Below are 18,746 nucleotides of genomic sequence, written 5' to 3' on the forward strand. Positions count from 1 at the left end.
TTTTCAGCAGTTTCGATTCGCTTGATAGTGCTGTCTTGCTTTGATTCCGTAGTCAGATAAAGATAAAGCTCCAAATACATCCGAGCTTTGACTATCGATCGCAGCAGCATCACCGCCAAAGTGTTTTTGGGCAACACGTTCGATTAAGCGATCGCTCGTGAAGCGTTGCCCTGTTCGTGGGTCAACTTCCTCAGCACTGGCATTGATTTTTTGGACAATGGAATTCTGAAAAGCTTGATCTTGATCCGCAGGTGGGAAGAATTGCATCAAGTCGCGCTCACTGGGTAAGTCACCGTTTTGAACACGTTTCAGGAATTCAGTTCCACCCGGTTTGGCTTGAATCAGTGCGGTCGCAAACTCGTTGTATGGCATGAACTGATATTTGCCTAATGCTCGACCGCAGTTCTTTTCGTCATCCGCACAGGTGTACACTCCAACTGCCATGTAGTCTTGCTGACTTTCAAGTGCAGCTAACGCTTGAGCAAATCGATCTAAATAGATGCTTTGTACGGTTTGACCTGAGCAACGGCTAGGAATTCGTCGCGAGGAGTCGGTAGACTCAGGGGATGCTTGCTCTGCGGAACGGACAGCTTGACTGGAAGTGGCTCGTCCGGTTAAGCTTGCTTGCCAATCCGATGCACCAATGAACATGAGGGAGTTCGTGGAATACCGGAAGAAGGGAACAGGTCCCAGAATGTAGGGTGATGAACCACAGACGCTACTGAATCGAAAATACAAGGTGGTATCGACTTGATCGGTTTGCTCACTGGGTTCCATCACGACAACTTTGAACAGTGAGCCAAAGGGATGTCGCCCCGTGGGTTCTTTGCCTGCATTGATGCCTGCTAAACAGCCTTCTCCACCGTCCACGGTTTGATACTTGCCGGAAATCCATTGCAGTCCTTCTGAACGATTCCGCCGATTCCGTCCCGTATTTTCTAAATCATCCAGTTCGATGTAGGCGCAATTGCCAGTACAAGCAACACTGAACCCTTGTTGGTAGGAACCGGAAATCGTGCGATTCCGCTTTGCTTCTTTTGCGCCATAAATTATGTCAATTCGAGCAATTGTGCCGCCTACTAAATTGAGCGGTTGAGGAAAAGCATTGAGAGGAAGTTGGCTCAACCCAGGAACCTGACTGACGATCGCAGTCTGCCAATTTTGGAAATTCTTGAGGGGAACCGCATCGAGATTAGGAATGGCAGAAAGTTGATAGGGAGTGAGATTGATGGACTTGAGTGGGCGAGATGCGATCACAGGATCACTGGCTAACAGTTGTGCGATCGTTTGCCCTGGCTTATTGCCCACCAACTCACGGATGGGCGGAACTTCGCTGATTTTGCGCTCAGCTAGATTAGGGACGATCGCAGCAAGATGCCCAAGGGTTTGTTGAGTGGCTAATTCAAACTGACTCAACGCAGTATCTTGGGTTGTGATGCCGCTGCGTTCTGTAATGAGGTTCAGTGTTAACTCCTCGGCATGGAGGGCGTGCGCTAAGTCACCCAATCTCAAGACTTCATCGATCTGTTGTCCTGCCGTCCAATGAACCGAACGATCCGAAAGCATCACCTGTCCACTGGTCTGAATTGGTGGCAGCATCGACAAACTGATCACGCTCCAATCCGGCAGGAGCAACGACTGTCCGGTTTGAGTAGTTTCGATTTGCGTGGGTAGGGAAGTCTCTGTTGGTTGCCCAGGATTGATCGTGCTGACGATCCAAAGACTGCAAGCTAGACAAACTAGAATTACCTGAACCCAGAGCAAGGGGCGGCGCAAGATCCTTCGAGGTCGCAACATAGCCAGTCGTCTCAAAACACTGCCTTTTGTTGTAAGAAGAGACTGCGACCGCCTGCCTCTGGAAAATGGCACTTTGTTAAGCTGCAATAGGCTGTGACTCTACTATTTGGCAGAGGTTTGACCCCCAATGTGGAGAGGACAATCAGCAGTCATTCTGATTCACTCGATCATTGTTCTTTCTTTCACGACAATGATGCCTTCCTTGATGAACGATCTGATTCAACTATTGCGATCGCAAGTTCAGATTGTGGCAATCCAAGCGCCAGCGACAGAACGACATATTCTGCTGGAGCAGTCCTTACAATCTGCCAAAAATGGACTTTGCTTCTGGAGTCGCGGTACTCAACATCTGCAAAAGGTTGAATTGCTGAACGGGCGCCTTCAGTTTTCGACTGAATACTACGATGCAATTCCTAATATTTTGTGGTTTATCTTATCTCACTACGAGAAGGGTGTGTTTGTTATCGAAGGTTTGCTCACGCTTAATCAAGCAGGCGAACTAGATCCAGCAATCATTGCGAAATTGATTGACACATTTTATGAATTACGATTTCATCCTAATCTAGAGCTACTTCTGATTGACGATGTGATTCATCTGCCAATATCGTTGATTCCACTCATTCCGACTCTGCGTTACCCGCTCCCCAATCCTCAAGTCGTCAATGATCTCATCCAATCGGTTTACTCTACCCTGAATGACCCAGAAGTCTTGCACCGCATCAGTCGGGCTTGTCTAGGGTTGCCGCTAGGGGAATTGAAAATTGTTTTAGAGCGACACAAAGGAACTTGCTGTACCGTCGAGGATTGGGCGCGATCGCTCCTGACTTACAAAGTCTCGAAGCTCCAACAGCGCGGCTTAGAATTCATGGCACAGCCCGATGTACAACCGATGGGACTGGACTTACTAGAAGCAATTTTGGATCGAGACTGTGCTTTGCTATCACCGGATGCCAGGAAGTACGGGCTGTCATTGCCGAAAGGGATTCTGCTGTGGGGACCACCCGGAACCGGAAAAAGCCTGTCTGCTAAATATGCTGCTCATAAAATGGGTGTGCCTCTGTTAGCAGCGAACTGGGGAAGTTTGAGGTCGCCAAAGCCAGGTCAATCTGAACGCAATCTGGATTTTTTACTAGAACAGTGCTGCGTTAACGCTCCAGTCGTTCTCTTCTTTGATGACTTTGACAAAGGCTTTGCAGGGTGGAATTCGGACACAGATGGGGGCATTGAGGGGCGATTAGCAAACAAATTACTGACTTGGATGCAAGAGCGAATTGAGCCTGTCTATGTGGTTGCGACCTGCAATCGTTTAGAGAAGCTGCCACCGGAATTGATTCGCCGCTTTGATACGATCGTGTTTGTCGATTTACCTCATGCAGGCGCGAGGAAAGATATTTTCGAGGTGCATCTAGCCAAGTACTTTCCAACTTTGCCCAAGTTCACCGAGTCCGAGTGGCGAAAGTTGCTCAAGATGACTCATCTTTGTACGCCTGCTGAGATTGCGTTGATAGTGCGGAAGACGGCGCAGGAGGTGTTTTATCAAGGTAGACCGGGACGGTGTGCGATCGCAGATTTGTTAGAACAGCGTTCTCTAATCGTTCCTGCCATGATTCGGGAAGAGGAAGCAATTTTGGCAATTCGGAACCGAGCGTCTTTTGCGCGTCCGGCGGCTTCTTACGATCGCAGCCAATGGACATTACCAGAGCAAAAACTTTTCCAAGTACATGAGAAAATATCAACCGATCAATGAAGAATTTATAAAGTGTGCGTTGCTGATTTGAGCTGGACGAGGTGACGAGGATTACTAAGGATACTCCATCTGCATTGAATGAACATGGACGAACAACAATCCGTCAAACGGTCAGATTTTTTCATGGGTACAAGTTTCTATCTCAATGGAAACGCTCGATTCGTCTCACAGAATATTCGAGATTTGGGAAGCAAGTTTCAAATTAAGATGGTGGAACAGAGCAATTCGCCAATTGCCTGTCGTGAAGGCTTTGCCTTTGAATTTCTCGATGCAATGGATCAGCAATTTCATTTAGGTGGAAAAGTCCAGGTTGACGTTTTAGGCATCAATGGAAAAAATTCCCCTGACATTCAAATTCGAGATCGTTTTTCCGGCAACGTTATTCGAGAACAGCAACATAAGCGCAGCGCAGGATTAGCAGACAATGCGGCGAAAAGTGGCGCATACGGAAATCAGGAAATCAGAACTCCTAAACAGCAAGCTCAATCCCCGAAAAATTCAAACGTTCAAGAATCGAATGTTTCCGCTCAACAAGTTTCGGAAGGTGCAAAACGTCCGCTCAAAGCAATTCGACAGTATCAAATTAAGAGCGCAATTGTAGAAGTCAGCCATGCAGCGGCAACGGGCGCAGTCGCTGGAGGTACAGTAGCAATTCTACTATCAGGGCTGACGCACTTTCTAGCTGTAGAGCGAGGAGAAATAGAACTCGATCAAGCGATTGTTGCTACATTTCTAAGTGGTCTGGAAGGAGCTTTAACCGGGGGCGTTAGTAGTGCTGCATTTGCTGCGATCCCAGCCTTTCTCCCAGTGTTGGTTCCCGTTCTGCACATTGTCTCTGCATCGTTAGTCGCTTTGGGTGCATATCAACTCGTGACACAGATTGGGCAAATTCTGGATCACCATTCATTGACGCAATGCAATGCAGTTCTTCGGACTATTCATCATCAAGAGTCCAAGTTTTTTGAAGCTCGCGCTCAACGAGTTGTCAACTATCTTTTGAGCTAATTGATTCAAACCACTTTATATCCCCCTCTACTATGCACATTAAACAAGCACGTCAACTTCTGCGTGATATTGAGGCGTTACTCTATCAAGGGTCTTACTTGGATTTGTTCTTCCGACAAATTTCTAATGAAATTCGAGTGGCAGATGTTGATGGATCCTTTCACGAAGCTTGTGTAAAATTGGATGCGCTTGGTGCGCTTGATGCAGAGCTAGACCAGTTCCTCAATGATTTTATTCGAGAGCAGATGAAACGATTTTATGAACAGCTCTACACGACTCGAAAGTGGCATCTGCTACATGGTCATGTTTATCGCTATTCAGACGTTCTAGCATTTGTGCAAGAAAGCCAAACCTTGATCAATCTGCTCAAAGCTAAAGTTGAGCGGATTCACGAGGCTGCTTGTGAAACTTCCAACGAATTAGAGGAATACATTCTTAACCAATCTAAAACTCCTCGCGTAACTGGTGTTTTAGTGGTCGAGGGTGAGAAGCTGGTTCCTCTATGGATTTCCTAGTAATCACGATTACTTTTTAAAGGAAGCTATCTTTGTGAGATCGTCACCTCTTGGCTTCTTTTTTAAGTCCTTTGAGATAATAGCTGCGATACCTCTTGCCTTCTCGGAATCGCAAATAGGGATAAGGACCGCATCCATTGATTTGCTTCCAAGCAATATGGGCTGATTTGCCATTCTGATTGCGATCTCTAGTGGTGTTCATTGTAGTGGCTAGGATTTCTTGGTCTTGTATGATCGCTTCTTTCAATGCTGATAAGGCTGCGATCAATTCGCCAAGTTCCAAAGGCGAAAGTTGGCAGGCAAGTTGAAGCAATTCTTCAACGGTAATAGAATGCTGGAAACAAGGACACTTCCGGGACATAATTCAGCAAAATTTAGGGTGCAACGATTCACTGCAATGCCTAGTCAGTAAGCAAAGTTATGCACCCTAAACTTGAAGGCTGAAGTCAGGCGAACTTAATTTAGGGTGCAAGATTGGGCGTTGCTGAATCAGCGTATGAATTCCGAACCGCCCTAACCCTCTCCCTAAGGAGAGGGAACAAGAGGTTTCTAGCTCCCTTCTCCCTGAAGAGAAGGGCTGGGGATGAGGGCAAATCATACTTACATTCAGCAACGCCTAAGATTGTTGCAATAGCATGTCTGATCCAGGTTTCGCTGCACCCTAAAACTCATCGGACACCAACTGTGGATCGCTTTGATTGAACGGTAGCTTTTCGTCAGGCACGAAGCCCCTGCCAAATTGGAGGTTCAGTTCAACGGAACGAAATGGCGATGCGACCTTATTTTTGACGGCTTTCACCTTGACAACGATGCCATATTCGTCTGTCCCTCGTTTCAGTGTTTGAATCCGTCGCACCTCCAGACGCAGAGAAGCATAAAAGCGTAGTGCCCGACCGCCTGTAGTCGTTTCCGGTGAACCATAGACGACACCTTGCAGGTAGCGAAGTTGATTAGTAAAGATGACGATGCATTGGGATTGGGTGGCATTGAACCGTGCCACGATACGGCGCAAAGCTTTGCTCATCAGTCGAGAGTGAATGCCGACAAGGTAATCACCAATTTCGGCATCGCGCTCTGCTTCGGGAATCAAGGCAGCGACGGAATCAATCACAATGACAGAGATCGCTTTCGACTCAATTAAGGTTTCAACGAGTGCCAGTGCCATTTCAGCAGAATCCGGTTGTGAGATAAGTAAGTTATCTGTGTCAACTCCCAATTGACGGGCATACTCTGGATCAAGCGCGTGTTCTGCGTCAATGAATGCGGCAGTTCCGCCATACTGTTGCGCTTGCAGGATAGCATGGAGGGCAAGTGTAGTTTTGCCTGAGCCTTCAGGACCGAAAATTTCAATGATGCGACCTTGAGGCAATCCTCCACCCAAGATATTGTCGAGCTTCGGAATCCCCAAGTCTAACGTCTTGATGTCCAATCGTCGAGTGTCGCCAAGGCGCATGAGTGTGCCATAGCCATATTGTCGATCGATGTTCTGAATCAGCTTTTGAACGGATGAATCGGTTGTGGAATGCGTCATAACTGCTGGAAGGTGAGTGATCAGCCCTGTCTGAGCGGTAGCTTGCCTTCCAGCAAATAACTTACCTGATTGCCGGAATTTGGATGGTAAATGTGGTTCCTTCAGAAAGGATAGATTGCACCTCGATTCTGCCTTGGTGTGCGGTAACGATCTGCTGACATAGATAAAGTCCTAACCCATTTCCCGATTGAGAACTCTGACCGGGTGTAAATCGCCTGAATAACTGTTCCTGCTGTGTTTCAGAGATGCCAGTACCTGTATCGATTACTTCAATGACTGCCCAGTCAGCCTGATCGATCAAGACTCTTCGGAGCCGAATTTCCACAAAGCCTACGTCTGTGAATCGAATTGCATTACTGACTAGATTCGTGAGCAAGCGATGTAGCTCTAAGCGATCGCCCCTTGCTTCAACGAATCCAGCATTGACTAATCGCAGTTCGATCCCTTTCTGAGTCGCAAGCGATCGCAGTTCTGCTAACACCTCTCGGCTCAGTTCCACCAGGTCTACTGGGAAAAATGCAAGTGCTTTGTCCTGGGTGTCGTATTGATAAGTTTCTAGAGCAGTCTCGACAATGTTGAGCATTGCTTGGTTATTGCTAATCAACTGCGCTAACGGCGGTTGCAAGTCCAGCAATGTGTTGCCAAAATCTCCAACTTGAATTTGTTCCAGCATTTGATTGGCAGCTACAATCGGTGTCCTCAGATCATGCGTGAGTCCCACCATCATTGAGGCTTGTTCTTGCGAGGTTTGGATTTGGTCATTCCAGATTTGCTTGAGAGCAAGCAAACTCTCAACTCGCGCCACTAATTCATCAAGCGAGTTTGATTTTTCAACAATGTCGATCGCGCCTGCTTCAAATACCTCCATCAACGAGTAGTCGTAAGCCGTGATCAGAACGATTGGAATGAAGGGCAAAGCTGTGTTCTGGTGAATTTGTCGCGTGACCTCGTAGCCATCCATTCCAGGCATGACGACATCGAGCAAAATTAGGTCGGGTGGTGCATTTGTGATAAAGGTGAGGGCTTCTTGTCCAGTCTGTGCAATTGCAACTTGGTAGCCTTGCTGTTGCAATGCTTCTTGGAGCAATTGCAGACTGCTGGGAGTATCATCAACGAGAAGAATAGTTGGAACGGGAACAACTGAGGAAGCGGATCTTGAGTGCATAGATTCACACATTATCTCGATCAGAATGACAAATCAGACTGCACCCTAAAACTGCACCCTAACCCTGAATCGTGCTAATTTTGAGACTTTAGCTAACGTCTCAATCCAGAGAAATCGAGACATTGGCTTAGATCACCCATGTAAGAAAAAGAGATAGATTTCAGGAATATTACTTAGTTCAGGTAGTGTAACGAAATTGGCTGAATTTGTGAAGTCAAGACCGAGTCATAAATTCGCTCAATAAGGTATAAAAACAGCCAATTTTGAGGAACCATGAGTCTCTAATTCTGCACAAGCAAGTGGTCACTTTTTAATGCGTCTATTCTGGTATTGATCAGAGTGAATTCTAAACTTGGAGCAGAAATTATAGAACTGGTGAACTTCCAGGTTAGCCTTGCTGATAGGCTTGCAATCCTAACAAGATGAGATGAATGACCATCTGATCTGGGTTTCGTTGGCTATTGGTTGCAAGGGAACGGATTTGATCCAGTGGAACCGCCGGATTGAACAAGATGAGATTGCGCTTTAGTTCCTCAGCCAGGCTGTGTTGGCTTGCTAGAGCTTGCGATCGTAGTTCTTGACCCAACTCAGAGGTCAACACAACTTGCAAAATTTCTGACACGAGCGGAGAGCGTTTCTTGTTGCTTTCCGTAGTGCATTGCTCATCGATCGCGGCAAGCAATTCAGCAGTCATGTAAAAAGTCGGACGGCAGGCTTGGTCAGGGTCAGGAGGATCAGTTGAAGCGGATTTGGATTTTGCTTGGGGCATAAGACAACCATCGCGAAGGGGTGGTCGGTTTTCATCCTATCGGGATCATTTCATCTGACGCAGTAGCGGTACTCCAGTTTCACGAAAAGACCATATTTGAGGAAACTATCTAAATCGTTTCCTTACTGAAGCTAAATTGAGATCGGTTCAGGGAGCGAGGGCAATTTCTGATCAAGATGTGCCAATTTGAAATTTGGAACAAGACGGAGCCAGAAATCAAGACCTATTTTATAGAGTCCTACTTAATCAGATTTTTACAAAGTCTGTTGCAAGCTTCACATTAGCTTCAATCCGTTTTGTAATCTCTCGTAACGCAATCAGGGTTTCGGTCTGCCATACAGAGGGTTCATTGCTACGAAGAAATAGACCACTCAAGCGATTGGGACGGGATAATTCGAGTCTCACCTTCTGGCTTGAACCTCGAACGATTCAAACTTTGCGACTCAGCAATAATGGCGAGAGAAGCAGGGTTGGAATGCGTGAAGCTGCGTTGCAAACCAAATGATGACAGGGTGATCAACATGAAGATGCGTGTTGCGATGATTGAGGATCACAGTCTACTTTGTACGGGGATTAAAAATGCGTTAGCCCAACAATCTGACATTCAGATTGTTGGAGAGGCGGCGACAGCGACGGATGGATTGATTTTGTTGCAGGAAACTCAGCCCGATGTCGCGATCGTCGATGTCGGACTGCCCGATTTTACGGGCATCGAACTGATTCAACGGTTCCGATCCTCTAAGCATAATCGGGCGGAGACAAAGTTTCTGATTTTGACAGGCTACATTGATGAGTCAATGGTGTTCAAAGCACTCGCGGCAGGCGTTGACTCTTACTGCATCAAGACGATTAAGAACAGGCTACTTCTCGAAGCACTGAAAATAACTTATGCAGGTGAGCCGTGGTTAGACCCTGCGATCGCACGAATTGTCTTGAAGCACACGCAGCAAGCGAACCTCAATGCAATGCTCGAAGATTCTCCCTTAACGACGCAGGAAGTCGAGGTATTGGGATTGATTGTGCAGGGTCATACGAATAACTCGATCGCAGAAAAGCTCTTTCTCAGTTTGGGAACGGTCAAACATCATGTCCGCAGTATTTTGGGCAAGCTTCGAGCAAATGATCGAACTGAGGCAGCCGCGATCGCAATGAAAGCCAGAATCATCGAATAATTTGTTCCGTTAACTGGAATCTAGAAAACGCTCTTTCAAATCCATGAGCAGGGTGTGCAATTCAGCGTGATCCAACTCGAACTCATTCAATGGATCAAGATTGAGTTGATGGAGTAGATGCGCGATCGCACAGCGTAAATGCTCCTGCTTGATCTGGGTTGAGCTATCAAACATCAAAACCCATTGCCGGAGATCAAGAATATTGGGATGAGCCTGCGCCCAAGTCATGGCTTCTGCAATCAAAATAGAATCGCCAGAGTTTAGAAACTGCTGCATCCTGTTAATCTGCCTAGCTCGAGCAAGTTCATTTTTTTGCTGTTCCTGTTGCTGTTTGATGAGTTCAGCTGCTTGCTGTCGTGCTACTTGCTCCGCTTGTAAGCGCAGCCGCGTTGCTTGAAGTAAAGCATGGATTTGAGTGGGGTCGATCGTAGTAGATTCAGAAGCATTACGACCTGAATCCTCTGAATTGAACTCCTCTAAATTGCTAGAACTATTGCCCTGAGTAGCATTACTGCCATCCATGGGAAATAAGCTTGTCGGACAGTGCCCGTTAGATGCTCCTCCATTGCAATCTAACGGGCAGTTCGATTTGAAGCTAGAGGGGTCTGGGGGAGGTCGGTGAGATGAGCCGGATGCCATAAATCTCGATGACGATACAGAGTACTGCCACCAATGCCGAATTGAAGCAATTGCTGAAATCGAGCAGTTGCTCCAGTTGCTAAAATATCTTGTTCTATTAAATCTGTGATCGCATCTCGAATCCGAACTCTGGCATTTTCCAATTGTTGCTGATTCCAAGTCGATGGGGTTTCTACATTGGTTTTCTTTGCTCGTTCGCCATAGTGAAAATAGCGACTGTTTTCGATACACCTTGCCCATTCTGCTGCACGATGTTTGATCTCATGCTGATGACGGCACCATTCTGAGTAACCAGGGAGTGCTCTCGCCACTGCCACAATTTCATCAATCAAAGCTTGTCCTTCTAGTGGTTTGCCGCCGAAGAGAACATGGTGGAAGATGTAAGTCCGCATCGCAATTCGACCGAGCAGACGGTTAGTTTGCCCGTAGTCTGTCCAGCCTGCTTCGATTTCAGCATTTAAGTCGCTCAGGAATTTATCTGCCTTGCCAGAAAACTGGAAAGGTGGTCGCTTCAATTGTTTGAGAATTCGCCTGAGAACATCAGTATCCAAGTCGTTTCGAGCTTGAGCGAATTTCCATTGCTCGACGAAGCGATCATGGCTACTCCAAATCGGTTGAAAGTCCTGATTCACGAGATATGAACCGATTTGCAATGGTAAGCGGTGAGCATTGAATAAGCTCGGCTCAGTGCTGTAGGGTTTGGGATTGGGGAAGAGTTCGAGGTGTCCAGGATGCAGTTTGAAGCCAGCGTTTTCGAGCAGGGTGGTGAGCGCGATCGCAATCTTCCAAGAATCCTGGATTTGCTGAAACGGAAAGTACAGATGTAAGCCCCCGCTGTAGCTCGATATGCAACCGATATAGCGAACGATTCCTAACGGTTCCACAGCTTCCACAATCGAAGGAATAGCGAATGGGTCTTGATTGGGATGGTAGGGGCTATTGATGTCGATATCGAGCAGAAAGTACTGAGTTTGGGAGCCGAAGCGAACGCCGTACAGGGAAGAACCCTGTTGAATGATGCGATCGCTTAGTGGGTAGCGCGTTTCCGTTTGCCATTCGACTTTGGCGTTGGCTGCGGTATGTGCTGCCCAGATAAAGTCATAGCGATGCGGGAAGAGGCTGAGAAACTCGTTGTCCTCTTCCACAAATTGAAACGATCGCTGTGACGTTGTGTGAACGATAGACTACCTCGACTGCATCGAATTCCGTCATAGCCTAGCAGTGGTCACAAATTGGACTTTGAACCAGGGTGCGATCAATCTGATCAGAAGAATCAGACTTGTGACCATTTTTTGCAACACTGATAGGGGAAGAGATGCAGGAATTTTTTTGTAACTTTAAGACAGAGTGGGAGTTAATTTTGAGATAGGTGAGGGGTATTTCTGGAATAGGTGAGGGGTATTTTTTAACATTCCTCTAGCGACGATTGCTTTGCACTGCAATGGATTTACTGACAGGTAAGATTGTGACACTGAAGTAGGGTGAGGGGTATTTTCGTGGATCTGTAAGCACGATTTTAGGGTGCAGAAAACCTTGAAATGCTCTGATCTCAGCCTTTTCTTGCACCCTAAAAATGAGCTATTGCTTGGGTTGAGATGAGTTCGATCTCATGACGGGCACGGGAACTTATACCAGCAGTGCGATCGCGCCAATCATGCCAGCCAGCGATGTGATCACGATCACGAGCGCCAAGATGATTTCGGTTGGACTGGTTCCGTATTGCATCCATGCAGGGAGCCTCGATCGCACCTTCAATGTCTTTTTCAGGTTGAGATTGCCTTTGGAAGAAATACGGAAATTTTCTGGCTCAGATCCCTGTCGAGGGGTATTATGCAAAAATCGTGTCGGGCTAAGTTGCTCGATTCGGACTTAGGCAGAAAGCTTCAGACTGAGTTCCCAAAAATGGGATCTTAGGTGGAAAATTTCAGTCCAAATATCCAAATAGTAGTCATACATATAGCGGTTCCTGCTGACACGAGGTACACTCAATCCCCTGATTTATAAGCTTTTTAGCCCTCATTAGCGCACCTCATTCGATTCGGAATTGCTGTAAATCTTGTTGCTTTTGATCGATTATGATTGATGCATGGATAACGAACTAGTCAGATACTCAAGAGCAGGTGATGTATTTCACTACCGATGGGCAGCACGTCGCTGCTTAAGAATGCTTCATCCAAAATCTCCAATTAAACACATAGTAATTGAGGGTTCAAGGGAGAATGCAGTTGCTGGAGAGTATGTGATTGATGTTGCTGAGTATGCTGAAAATGCAGAAGAATCTTGTGAGGACATTACATACTTTCAGCTAAAACATTCAACTCAAAGAGTGAATGAACCCTTCAACTTAAGTGATCTAAAGGATACGATCGAGGGATTTTCAGAACGGTTTTCTGCTCTCTTTAATGAAGATGGTGATGCACATCGAAGCAAATCTGTAAGATTCTCAATCGTTACTAATCGGCAGATTGCTAATTCGTTTAAAGCAGGTGTTCTCGCTATTAGAGATGGAGAGCAAACTGACAAACAATTTCAGAGGACGATCGAGAAATACACGCAACTCAAAGACGAAAAACTTCGGCGCTTTTGTGTCTCTTTAGAATTGATTGATGGAGAGGGCGATTACATTGCACAGAGGCACCAGTTACACGCTGAAATTTCAGAACTTTTAGCTGGAGCTGTTGCTAGTGCTGAGATTGATAGTGTGGTTGCTCTTGTACAAGAAAAAGCACTACCAGGCAGTAATGGTGAGATCGTTCGCGAAGAGATCCTAAGACTGTTTCATATCACATCTGACAGAGATTTATTCCCTGCACCTCCAGAGATTGAGAAGTCTAAGGACTACATCAAGCGGGAGCAACATGAAATTCTAGTTAGTAATATTCTTGAATCTTCTACGCCTTTAATTATTCATGCGAATGGAGGCGTAGGTAAATCTGTCTTTGCCCGCCAAATTACACAGTCTTTGCCTGCTGGTTCGTTAGGAATTGTATATGACTGCTTTGGCTCTGGAAAATACCGCAATGGAAGCGAACCTCGGCATCGTCACCGTGATGCCCTTATACAAATCGCAAATGAAATTGCATTACATGGTTTATGCGAACTTCTGATATCGCAATCTAATGATTATTCTGCGATTCTAAGAGCATTTTTATTACGATTAGATAAGGCCGCTAAAGCCCTACGTACAATCAACCGAGATGCTGTTTTAGTGATCTTAATTGATGCAGCAGATAACGCGGAGATGGCTGCAAAGGAATTTGGTGAATCTTGTTTTGTTCATCAATTATTACGTGAAGAGCCACCGGAGGGAGTCCGAATCGTTGCACTATGTAGAACTGAGCGAGTTAATCTTCTCCAACCCTTGAGTACAGTTCAGCAGCTTGAACTACTTCCTTTCAGCGAAATAGAGACTCTGGCTCATCTGCGAGAACATTTTCCAGATGCAGCTAATATTGACGGGGTTGAGTTTCATCGCTTAACTGGTGGAAATCCACGAGTACAGGCAAATGCGCTAAGCATAAATCACAATGACGTCGCTGATGTTCTATCTGATCTTGGACCTTCAGTGACCACAGTTGATGAACAGATTGCGGCACAGCTTGAGTCAGCTATTTCTAGGATCAAGGATAAACTACCTCATGACTTTCAGCAGTATATTGATAGGATATGTCTAGGTCTTGCAAATTTAACTCCATTTATCCCAATTCAAGTACTTGCTACTGCTGCGGAGATTGAAGCTTCTACAGTCGTAAGTTTTGTTGCCGATCTAGGGCGACCTCTTTGGATATCTGAAAACTCAGTTCAATTCCGAGATGAGCCAACAGAAACTTGGTTTCGAGCAAAATTTTCTGCATCAATGGAGCAGATTGAGGGGTATGTTACTCGCCTTAAGCCTCTAGCATCTGAGTTCGCCTACGTTGCTCAAGCTCTACCTTCCCTATTATTACAATCTGGGAACTACGACCAACTTATTGGTTTGGCACTCTCTGATAATTTACTGCCTGAAGACAATCCAATCGACGAACGGAATGTTCGAGTGTATCGTTTGCAGTTTGCTCTTAAAGCAGCCTTGAAACAGAAGAGATACGCTGATGCAGCAAAACTGGCTTTACGAGCAGGAGAAGAAGTTGCAGGTGACAAGCGGCAACTTGAACTTCTTAAGCAGAATGTGGATTTGATCGCACCATTGCAATCTCAGCAAAGAGTTCAAGAATTAGCATTTCGACGACAGCTACGTAGTAGTTGGAACGGATCAGAGAATGTATATTCTGCTTCACTTCTATCTTCTATCGCTGAGTTTAAGGGGGAAGCTAGAGGCTTTTTAAGAGCGGCTGGCAACTGGTTGAGTTTGTATTTCGAGGAGCACAAGAATAACAAAGAGCAGCCACACAGCGAGGAGCATCTCACGGACGCTGACATCATGGAAATGGCAACTGCCCATTTTCTTCTTTATGGGACAGAGAGGTTAGTTGATTTTATTTTGAGTTGGCAGCCGCCAGAGGTTGTGTTCCACATTACACGATTACTTATCAAACGTCTTGTTGATGCAGGAGATTTCATGACTGTGAATGAGATCTCGTATCTCGGGTGTCGCAACCAATACTTGATGATAGCTGTCGCAGATGAACTAATAGCAGTGGGTAAGTTTCCTCCTATTGATGCGATGCAAATATGTCTAGATTTGTTAGCCCACAAACGAGTTCGTATCCCTAAAGCTACTCAAAATTGGCGTGAACAGCCATTTACATCAGCGATTGTTTCATTTCTAGAAGCAGGTTCTGCGCTAGAACTCTCCCAAACTAAAATCTTGCGGATTCTAAATCACTATCTTCCTCAAAGAGCATCTGGACTAGTTAGTAATGATTATCAGGATGGTGAAAGGTCCCTCTTTCTTCGAGGAACTGCTTTAAGAGCAACAATCTTAGGCAATTTCGCTCCTGACCTCGAAGTCCTAATACCAGAGAGGCTACTTAAAGATGAAGACAAAAAGAACTATCAAAGGAGCCAAAATATAGAGGAATTCAAACAAGTTGTTGGAGGGTTACTACCGTGGTATTTGATTCGCTGTCGTGCTTTACTTGGTAAAAAGGAAAACATTAAATTAGCTTTTCAGGAAGCTAATGAGCGTTCAAAGAAGGCACGATCGCAAAGATATAGACAACATGACCGTCTGCCTTTCGAGATTGCTCGTGTTCGTTTTGAGAGTTTATCCTTCATGAAGGCTTGCGATACCACTGATAAAGAGATCAGCCCTGATAAGATTTTCGACAGCGAGTACAGTCTCTCCCTCGTAGCTCATTTAAGGGCAGTTCGGGCTGCCTACCGTCTGGAACATCTTTCGCCGATTAGAAACCAACTTGAGCAATCTTGCTATGAAAGAGTAGCATCTGTCTCAGATGAAGGTCCTGAGGCAACAGCTAACTACTATATTGATCTTGCCAGGGCTGTGCTGCCCATTAGTCCTACGGATGCAGCAGCTTATTTTAATTGTGCAATCGAGGCAGTCTCAAAATTTGGAGATGAATTAGTTGAGAGATGGGAAGCTGTTGTCGCTATGGCAAAGCGATCTGCTGAGGGTGAAGGGTCTTTTCCAGAACTTGCCTACCGCTTCATTCGTTGTGCTGAGTTAGTGGGTGATAACGTAGCTCGGGAAAAACATTGGAATCGCAATGAAGCTGTTCAAGTTTGTGCAAAGTTATGTCCTGTGTCAGCTTTTGCTGCCTTGAGCCGCTGGCGCGATCGAGATGTCGGATGGTTTGAACGTCAACTCCCTGCTTTAGCTTCTGAGGTTGTGCGTTCCAAAGTGATTGCACCATCAGTTGGTTGGTCGCTATCTGCATTTTCTTGGCAGTATCGGTTTGACGAGTTTGCAGTGCTTTGTATAGAAACTGAATCTGACAAAACTCGTCGTCAATACATCTTGGATACTGCTTTTCGAGATCTTAGACTAAATGATTCCTCAGAAAATAATTGGCAGTCCCTTAACAGAGTTTCTGAAAAATTTTCTTTAGAAAATACGGAGATTCATCAAATTCAAAAATTTGATGCTGAACAAAAGCAGATAAAATCAACGTTCCAGATAAATGATCAGAAACAGGAATACGAAGGCATTGATAGAAAAACACAAGCGGTTGAGCTGAAGGAGATTTTTAATGCTCTTGACCTAACCAAAAGCACAGAATTAAGTACTGCAATAGATCGATTTGATGCTTTGCCTCATCCACGCTCTTCAGAAGCTTTCTGGAAGGAGATAATTAAGCAGATCCCTGAACACAAAGCTAGTGATTTTCTACAGGCACTTGTAGATGCTGAAAATGCTGATTTATATGATATCAGATATGCCTTATATAACTTTCCAGATAGCTATCGTCAAAAAATAAGTGTTAGGAAATCATGGTCTAGATTCCTTGTACAAATTGCTCGACGTTTTGCTTGTAAACTCACAAATTATTACATACGTGATGACTTTATTAGAGGAATTAAAGTAAGCGATAGTGAATTACCTTTGATTTATGAAGGTATCGTTCAAGGATTGTCAGACTCTTTTAATTTAGTAGATGCAAGCACGCTTTTTGGGTTTTCTGAAGTCGTGTCATCATTTATTTCACCTCAAGAAGCTAGAGACTTGCTTGAGTTTGCACTCTTCCGGTTTGAAATGCATATTAATCAGGATTATGGGGATGGTCCTTGGGATAGTTGGCTACTTCCTCCACATAATATTTCAGATGCATTTACAGGCTTTGTTTGGGCAGCATTAGGTTCACCTCGTTCTAGCGTGCGATGGCAAGCTGTACATTGCGTCCGAAGACTAGCAGAAGCAGGTTGTGGACAAGAACTCAATTCCTTCGTTGAGTGGATGAGGCGAGACTGTGTCCATGCTTTTGGAAGTCGTACTTTTCCTTTTTATAATCTTCATGCGCGATTGTATTTATTGATAGCTTTAGCACGTATATCTATAGACAATCCTGAACTGTTACGCCATCATCACCTGCTCTTTAAACATCATGCACTTGATGGCTCACCCCACGCACTCATCCAGAAATTTGCAGCTGAGATTGCTTTATCTATTGAAGCTGCTTTTCCAAAAACTTACGAAAGCAATGTCGTTGATATGTTGCGCGCTGTAGGCACTAGTCAAATGCCAGTTAAAGAGATTGACGGATATAGAGAAAACTTTCAAGAAACTCCTTGGCACACTAGAGGTGAAGTTGATTGCAATCTGAAGCTTCACTTTGGCTGGGACTTCGATCGGTACTGGTTTGAACCACTTGGTAGAGTATTTGGTATTTCAGGACGACAAGTCGAAGAACTGGCACGTGAAGTTGTCCTGAAAGAATGGAGTATTACGATAGGCGATGATTTCATTCGCGATCCTCGTTCTAATCTATGGAATTCTTATCAGACTGAACGCGAAACACGGCACAGTCATGGAAGCTATCCTCGTACTGATGACTATGGCTTTTATATTTCCTACCATGCGATGTTAGCTGTTGCTGCAAAGTTGTTATTAGAAATGCCTGTCGTTCATAGCGATAGCTGGTGCGAAGACGAATGGACTAATTGGTTTCAACGCCATACCTTGACTCGTTCTGATGGTCGATGGTTAGCTGACAGACGAGATCCGCCTCCACTAGAGCGACGTGCCTGGTTATCAGAGAAGCTAACTGAGAATTGGCATCGGGACATCAAGCCCGATGATTTTCTCGATGGTCTACTAACCAATTACAAAGGAGAAACTTGGTTAAATATTCGTGGATCTTGGAGTGATAGCGATAGCGGAAGACAGGAAAGCTTTTACATTACAAGTGCGCTTGTTGCCCAAATAGCCTCTGAATCGTTATTAAATGCATTGAGTACCTGCCTGAACCCATATAACTTTAAACTTCCTGCCTATGAGGAAGAAGAGATGGAGTTTAACGAACCTCCCTTTGAACTACAGGGATGGATTTGTAGAGGTTCTCAAGATGGGGGGCTTGATGCTGCTGACCCCCATGCAGGTGAAATTGATTATCCACCTTATAGAATCGGCGCTTCAATCATTAAGCAACTTGGACTTTCTGTAGATTTAGAACAACGAAAATGGTCTATGGCAGGTAGGATGGAAGAATCACTCGTTTGTAAACTTTGGACCACACCTAAAAGCGAAGATAAAGAAGAACCACCTAAACACGGAATACGAATGAGTGCATCATTGGAGTTTCTAAAGCAACTCTGCGCTACTCTTAAGCGCGAACTTATTATCGAAGTACAAATCGAGCGTCGTTTGCGCAGATCGTCATATTACACTAGGAGCGATAATGACGGAGAACACCCAGCCGCAAATAGTAAAGTTTATATCTTCTCAGCAGACGGTAAACTTAGGGATACAGGCACGTGCTATCAGCTTAGGTAAGGCTCTTGTCCAAG

13 protein-coding genes are annotated in these 18,746 nt (G+C 45.2%); 5 read left to right on the forward strand and 8 right to left on the reverse strand.

The features are described 5' to 3' along the window. Positions 1-3 precede the first annotated feature (3 nt). Positions 4-1,797, reverse strand: coding sequence for a M23 family peptidase (locus ACMUEV_RS19695; protein ID WP_190649392.1), 1,794 nt, complete (start codon positions 1,795-1,797; stop codon positions 4-6). 190 nt (positions 1,798-1,987) lie between these two features. Here ACMUEV_RS19695 and ACMUEV_RS19700 point away from each other — a divergent pair, with 190 nt between their 5' ends. From ACMUEV_RS19700 to ACMUEV_RS19710, 3 genes are all read left to right on the forward strand, one after another. Continuing rightward, entirely contained in the window at positions 1,988-3,544 is a 1,557-nt protein-coding gene (locus ACMUEV_RS19700; protein ID WP_287456181.1) for an ATP-binding protein, read from the forward strand. 123 nt (positions 3,545-3,667) lie between these two features. Then, a complete protein-coding gene (locus tag ACMUEV_RS19705) occupies positions 3,668-4,549 on the forward strand; it encodes a hypothetical protein (protein WP_190649394.1) in 882 nt (293 codons plus the stop codon). 32 nt (positions 4,550-4,581) lie between these two features. Beyond that, on the forward strand, positions 4,582-5,064 hold the full coding sequence (locus tag ACMUEV_RS19710; protein WP_190649396.1) for a hypothetical protein: 483 nt from the start codon (positions 4,582-4,584) through the stop codon (positions 5,062-5,064). A 43-nt stretch (positions 5,065-5,107) separates the two neighbouring features. Here ACMUEV_RS19710 and ACMUEV_RS19715 read toward each other — a convergent pair whose 3' ends face one another. The 4 genes from ACMUEV_RS19715 to ACMUEV_RS19730 form a co-directional block, all read right to left on the reverse strand. Beyond that, positions 5,108-5,425 carry a hypothetical protein gene (locus ACMUEV_RS19715; RefSeq protein WP_190649398.1) on the reverse strand — a complete coding sequence of 106 codons (318 nt, stop codon included), beginning with the start codon at positions 5,423-5,425 and terminating at the stop codon, positions 5,108-5,110. Between the two features lie 300 nt (positions 5,426-5,725). Beyond that, positions 5,726-6,595 carry a recombinase RecA gene (gene recA, locus ACMUEV_RS19720; protein ID WP_190649400.1) on the reverse strand — a complete coding sequence of 290 codons (870 nt, stop codon included), beginning with the start codon at positions 6,593-6,595 and terminating at the stop codon, positions 5,726-5,728. Positions 6,596-6,656: 61 nt separating this feature from the next. Beyond that, entirely contained in the window at positions 6,657-7,760 is a 1,104-nt protein-coding gene (locus ACMUEV_RS19725; RefSeq protein ID WP_190649402.1) for a hybrid sensor histidine kinase/response regulator, read from the reverse strand. Positions 7,761-8,148: 388 nt separating this feature from the next. Beyond that, a complete protein-coding gene (locus ACMUEV_RS19730) occupies positions 8,149-8,529 on the reverse strand; it encodes a hypothetical protein (protein WP_190649404.1) in 381 nt (126 codons plus the stop codon). A 521-nt stretch (positions 8,530-9,050) separates the two neighbouring features. On the opposite strand from ACMUEV_RS19730, the gene ACMUEV_RS19735 reads away from it, so the two are divergent. Then, on the forward strand, positions 9,051-9,701 hold the full coding sequence (locus ACMUEV_RS19735; protein ID WP_190649406.1) for a response regulator: 651 nt from the start codon (positions 9,051-9,053) through the stop codon (positions 9,699-9,701). A 9-nt stretch (positions 9,702-9,710) separates the two neighbouring features. Here ACMUEV_RS19735 and ACMUEV_RS19740 read toward each other — a convergent pair whose 3' ends face one another. The 3 genes from ACMUEV_RS19740 to ACMUEV_RS19750 all read right to left on the reverse strand — a co-directional run bounded on the left by ACMUEV_RS19740 (position 9,711) and on the right by ACMUEV_RS19750 (position 12,176). After that, positions 9,711-10,223, reverse strand: coding sequence for a hypothetical protein (locus ACMUEV_RS19740; RefSeq protein ID WP_190649408.1), 513 nt, complete (start codon positions 10,221-10,223; stop codon positions 9,711-9,713). A 50-nt stretch (positions 10,224-10,273) separates the two neighbouring features. Beyond that, positions 10,274-11,485, reverse strand: a complete 1,212-nt coding sequence (locus ACMUEV_RS19745; RefSeq protein ID WP_190649410.1) for a hypothetical protein — start codon at positions 11,483-11,485, stop codon at positions 10,274-10,276. A 481-nt stretch (positions 11,486-11,966) separates the two neighbouring features. Further along, positions 11,967-12,176 (reverse strand): hypothetical protein, encoded by a 210-nt coding sequence (locus tag ACMUEV_RS19750; protein ID WP_190649412.1) that lies wholly within the window; start codon positions 12,174-12,176, stop codon positions 11,967-11,969. 250 nt (positions 12,177-12,426) lie between these two features. Here ACMUEV_RS19750 and ACMUEV_RS19755 point away from each other — a divergent pair, with 250 nt between their 5' ends. Continuing rightward, on the forward strand, positions 12,427-18,732 hold the full coding sequence (locus ACMUEV_RS19755) for an ATP-binding protein (RefSeq protein WP_190649414.1): 6,306 nt from the start codon (positions 12,427-12,429) through the stop codon (positions 18,730-18,732). Positions 18,733-18,746: the final 14 nt, after the last annotated feature.

This window comes from Leptolyngbya sp. FACHB-1624 (assembly GCF_047649235.1).
Classification (GTDB): Bacteria; Cyanobacteriota; Cyanobacteriia; order Leptolyngbyales; family Leptolyngbyaceae; genus Leptolyngbya; species Leptolyngbya boryana.

Coding starts and splice junctions, on each gene's coding strand:
- ACMUEV_RS19700 (WP_287456181.1), top strand. CDS start 1,988: ATGATGCCTTCCTTGATGAACGATCTGATTCAACTATTGCGATCGCAA.
- ACMUEV_RS19725 (WP_190649402.1), bottom strand. CDS start 7,760: ATGCACTCAAGATCCGCTTCCTCAGTTGTTCCCGTTCCAACTATTCTT.
- ACMUEV_RS19735 (WP_190649406.1), top strand. CDS start 9,051: ATGAAGATGCGTGTTGCGATGATTGAGGATCACAGTCTACTTTGTACG.
- ACMUEV_RS19730 (WP_190649404.1), bottom strand. CDS start 8,529: ATGCCCCAAGCAAAATCCAAATCCGCTTCAACTGATCCTCCTGACCCT.
- ACMUEV_RS19715 (WP_190649398.1), bottom strand. CDS start 5,425: ATGTCCCGGAAGTGTCCTTGTTTCCAGCATTCTATTACCGTTGAAGAA.
- ACMUEV_RS19755 (WP_190649414.1), top strand. CDS start 12,427: ATGGATAACGAACTAGTCAGATACTCAAGAGCAGGTGATGTATTTCAC.
- recA (WP_190649400.1), bottom strand. CDS start 6,595: ATGACGCATTCCACAACCGATTCATCCGTTCAAAAGCTGATTCAGAAC.
- ACMUEV_RS19740 (WP_190649408.1), bottom strand. CDS start 10,223: ATGGATGGCAGTAATGCTACTCAGGGCAATAGTTCTAGCAATTTAGAG.
- ACMUEV_RS19695 (WP_190649392.1), bottom strand. CDS start 1,797: ATGTTGCGACCTCGAAGGATCTTGCGCCGCCCCTTGCTCTGGGTTCAG.
- ACMUEV_RS19705 (WP_190649394.1), top strand. CDS start 3,668: ATGGGTACAAGTTTCTATCTCAATGGAAACGCTCGATTCGTCTCACAG.
- ACMUEV_RS19710 (WP_190649396.1), top strand. CDS start 4,582: ATGCACATTAAACAAGCACGTCAACTTCTGCGTGATATTGAGGCGTTA.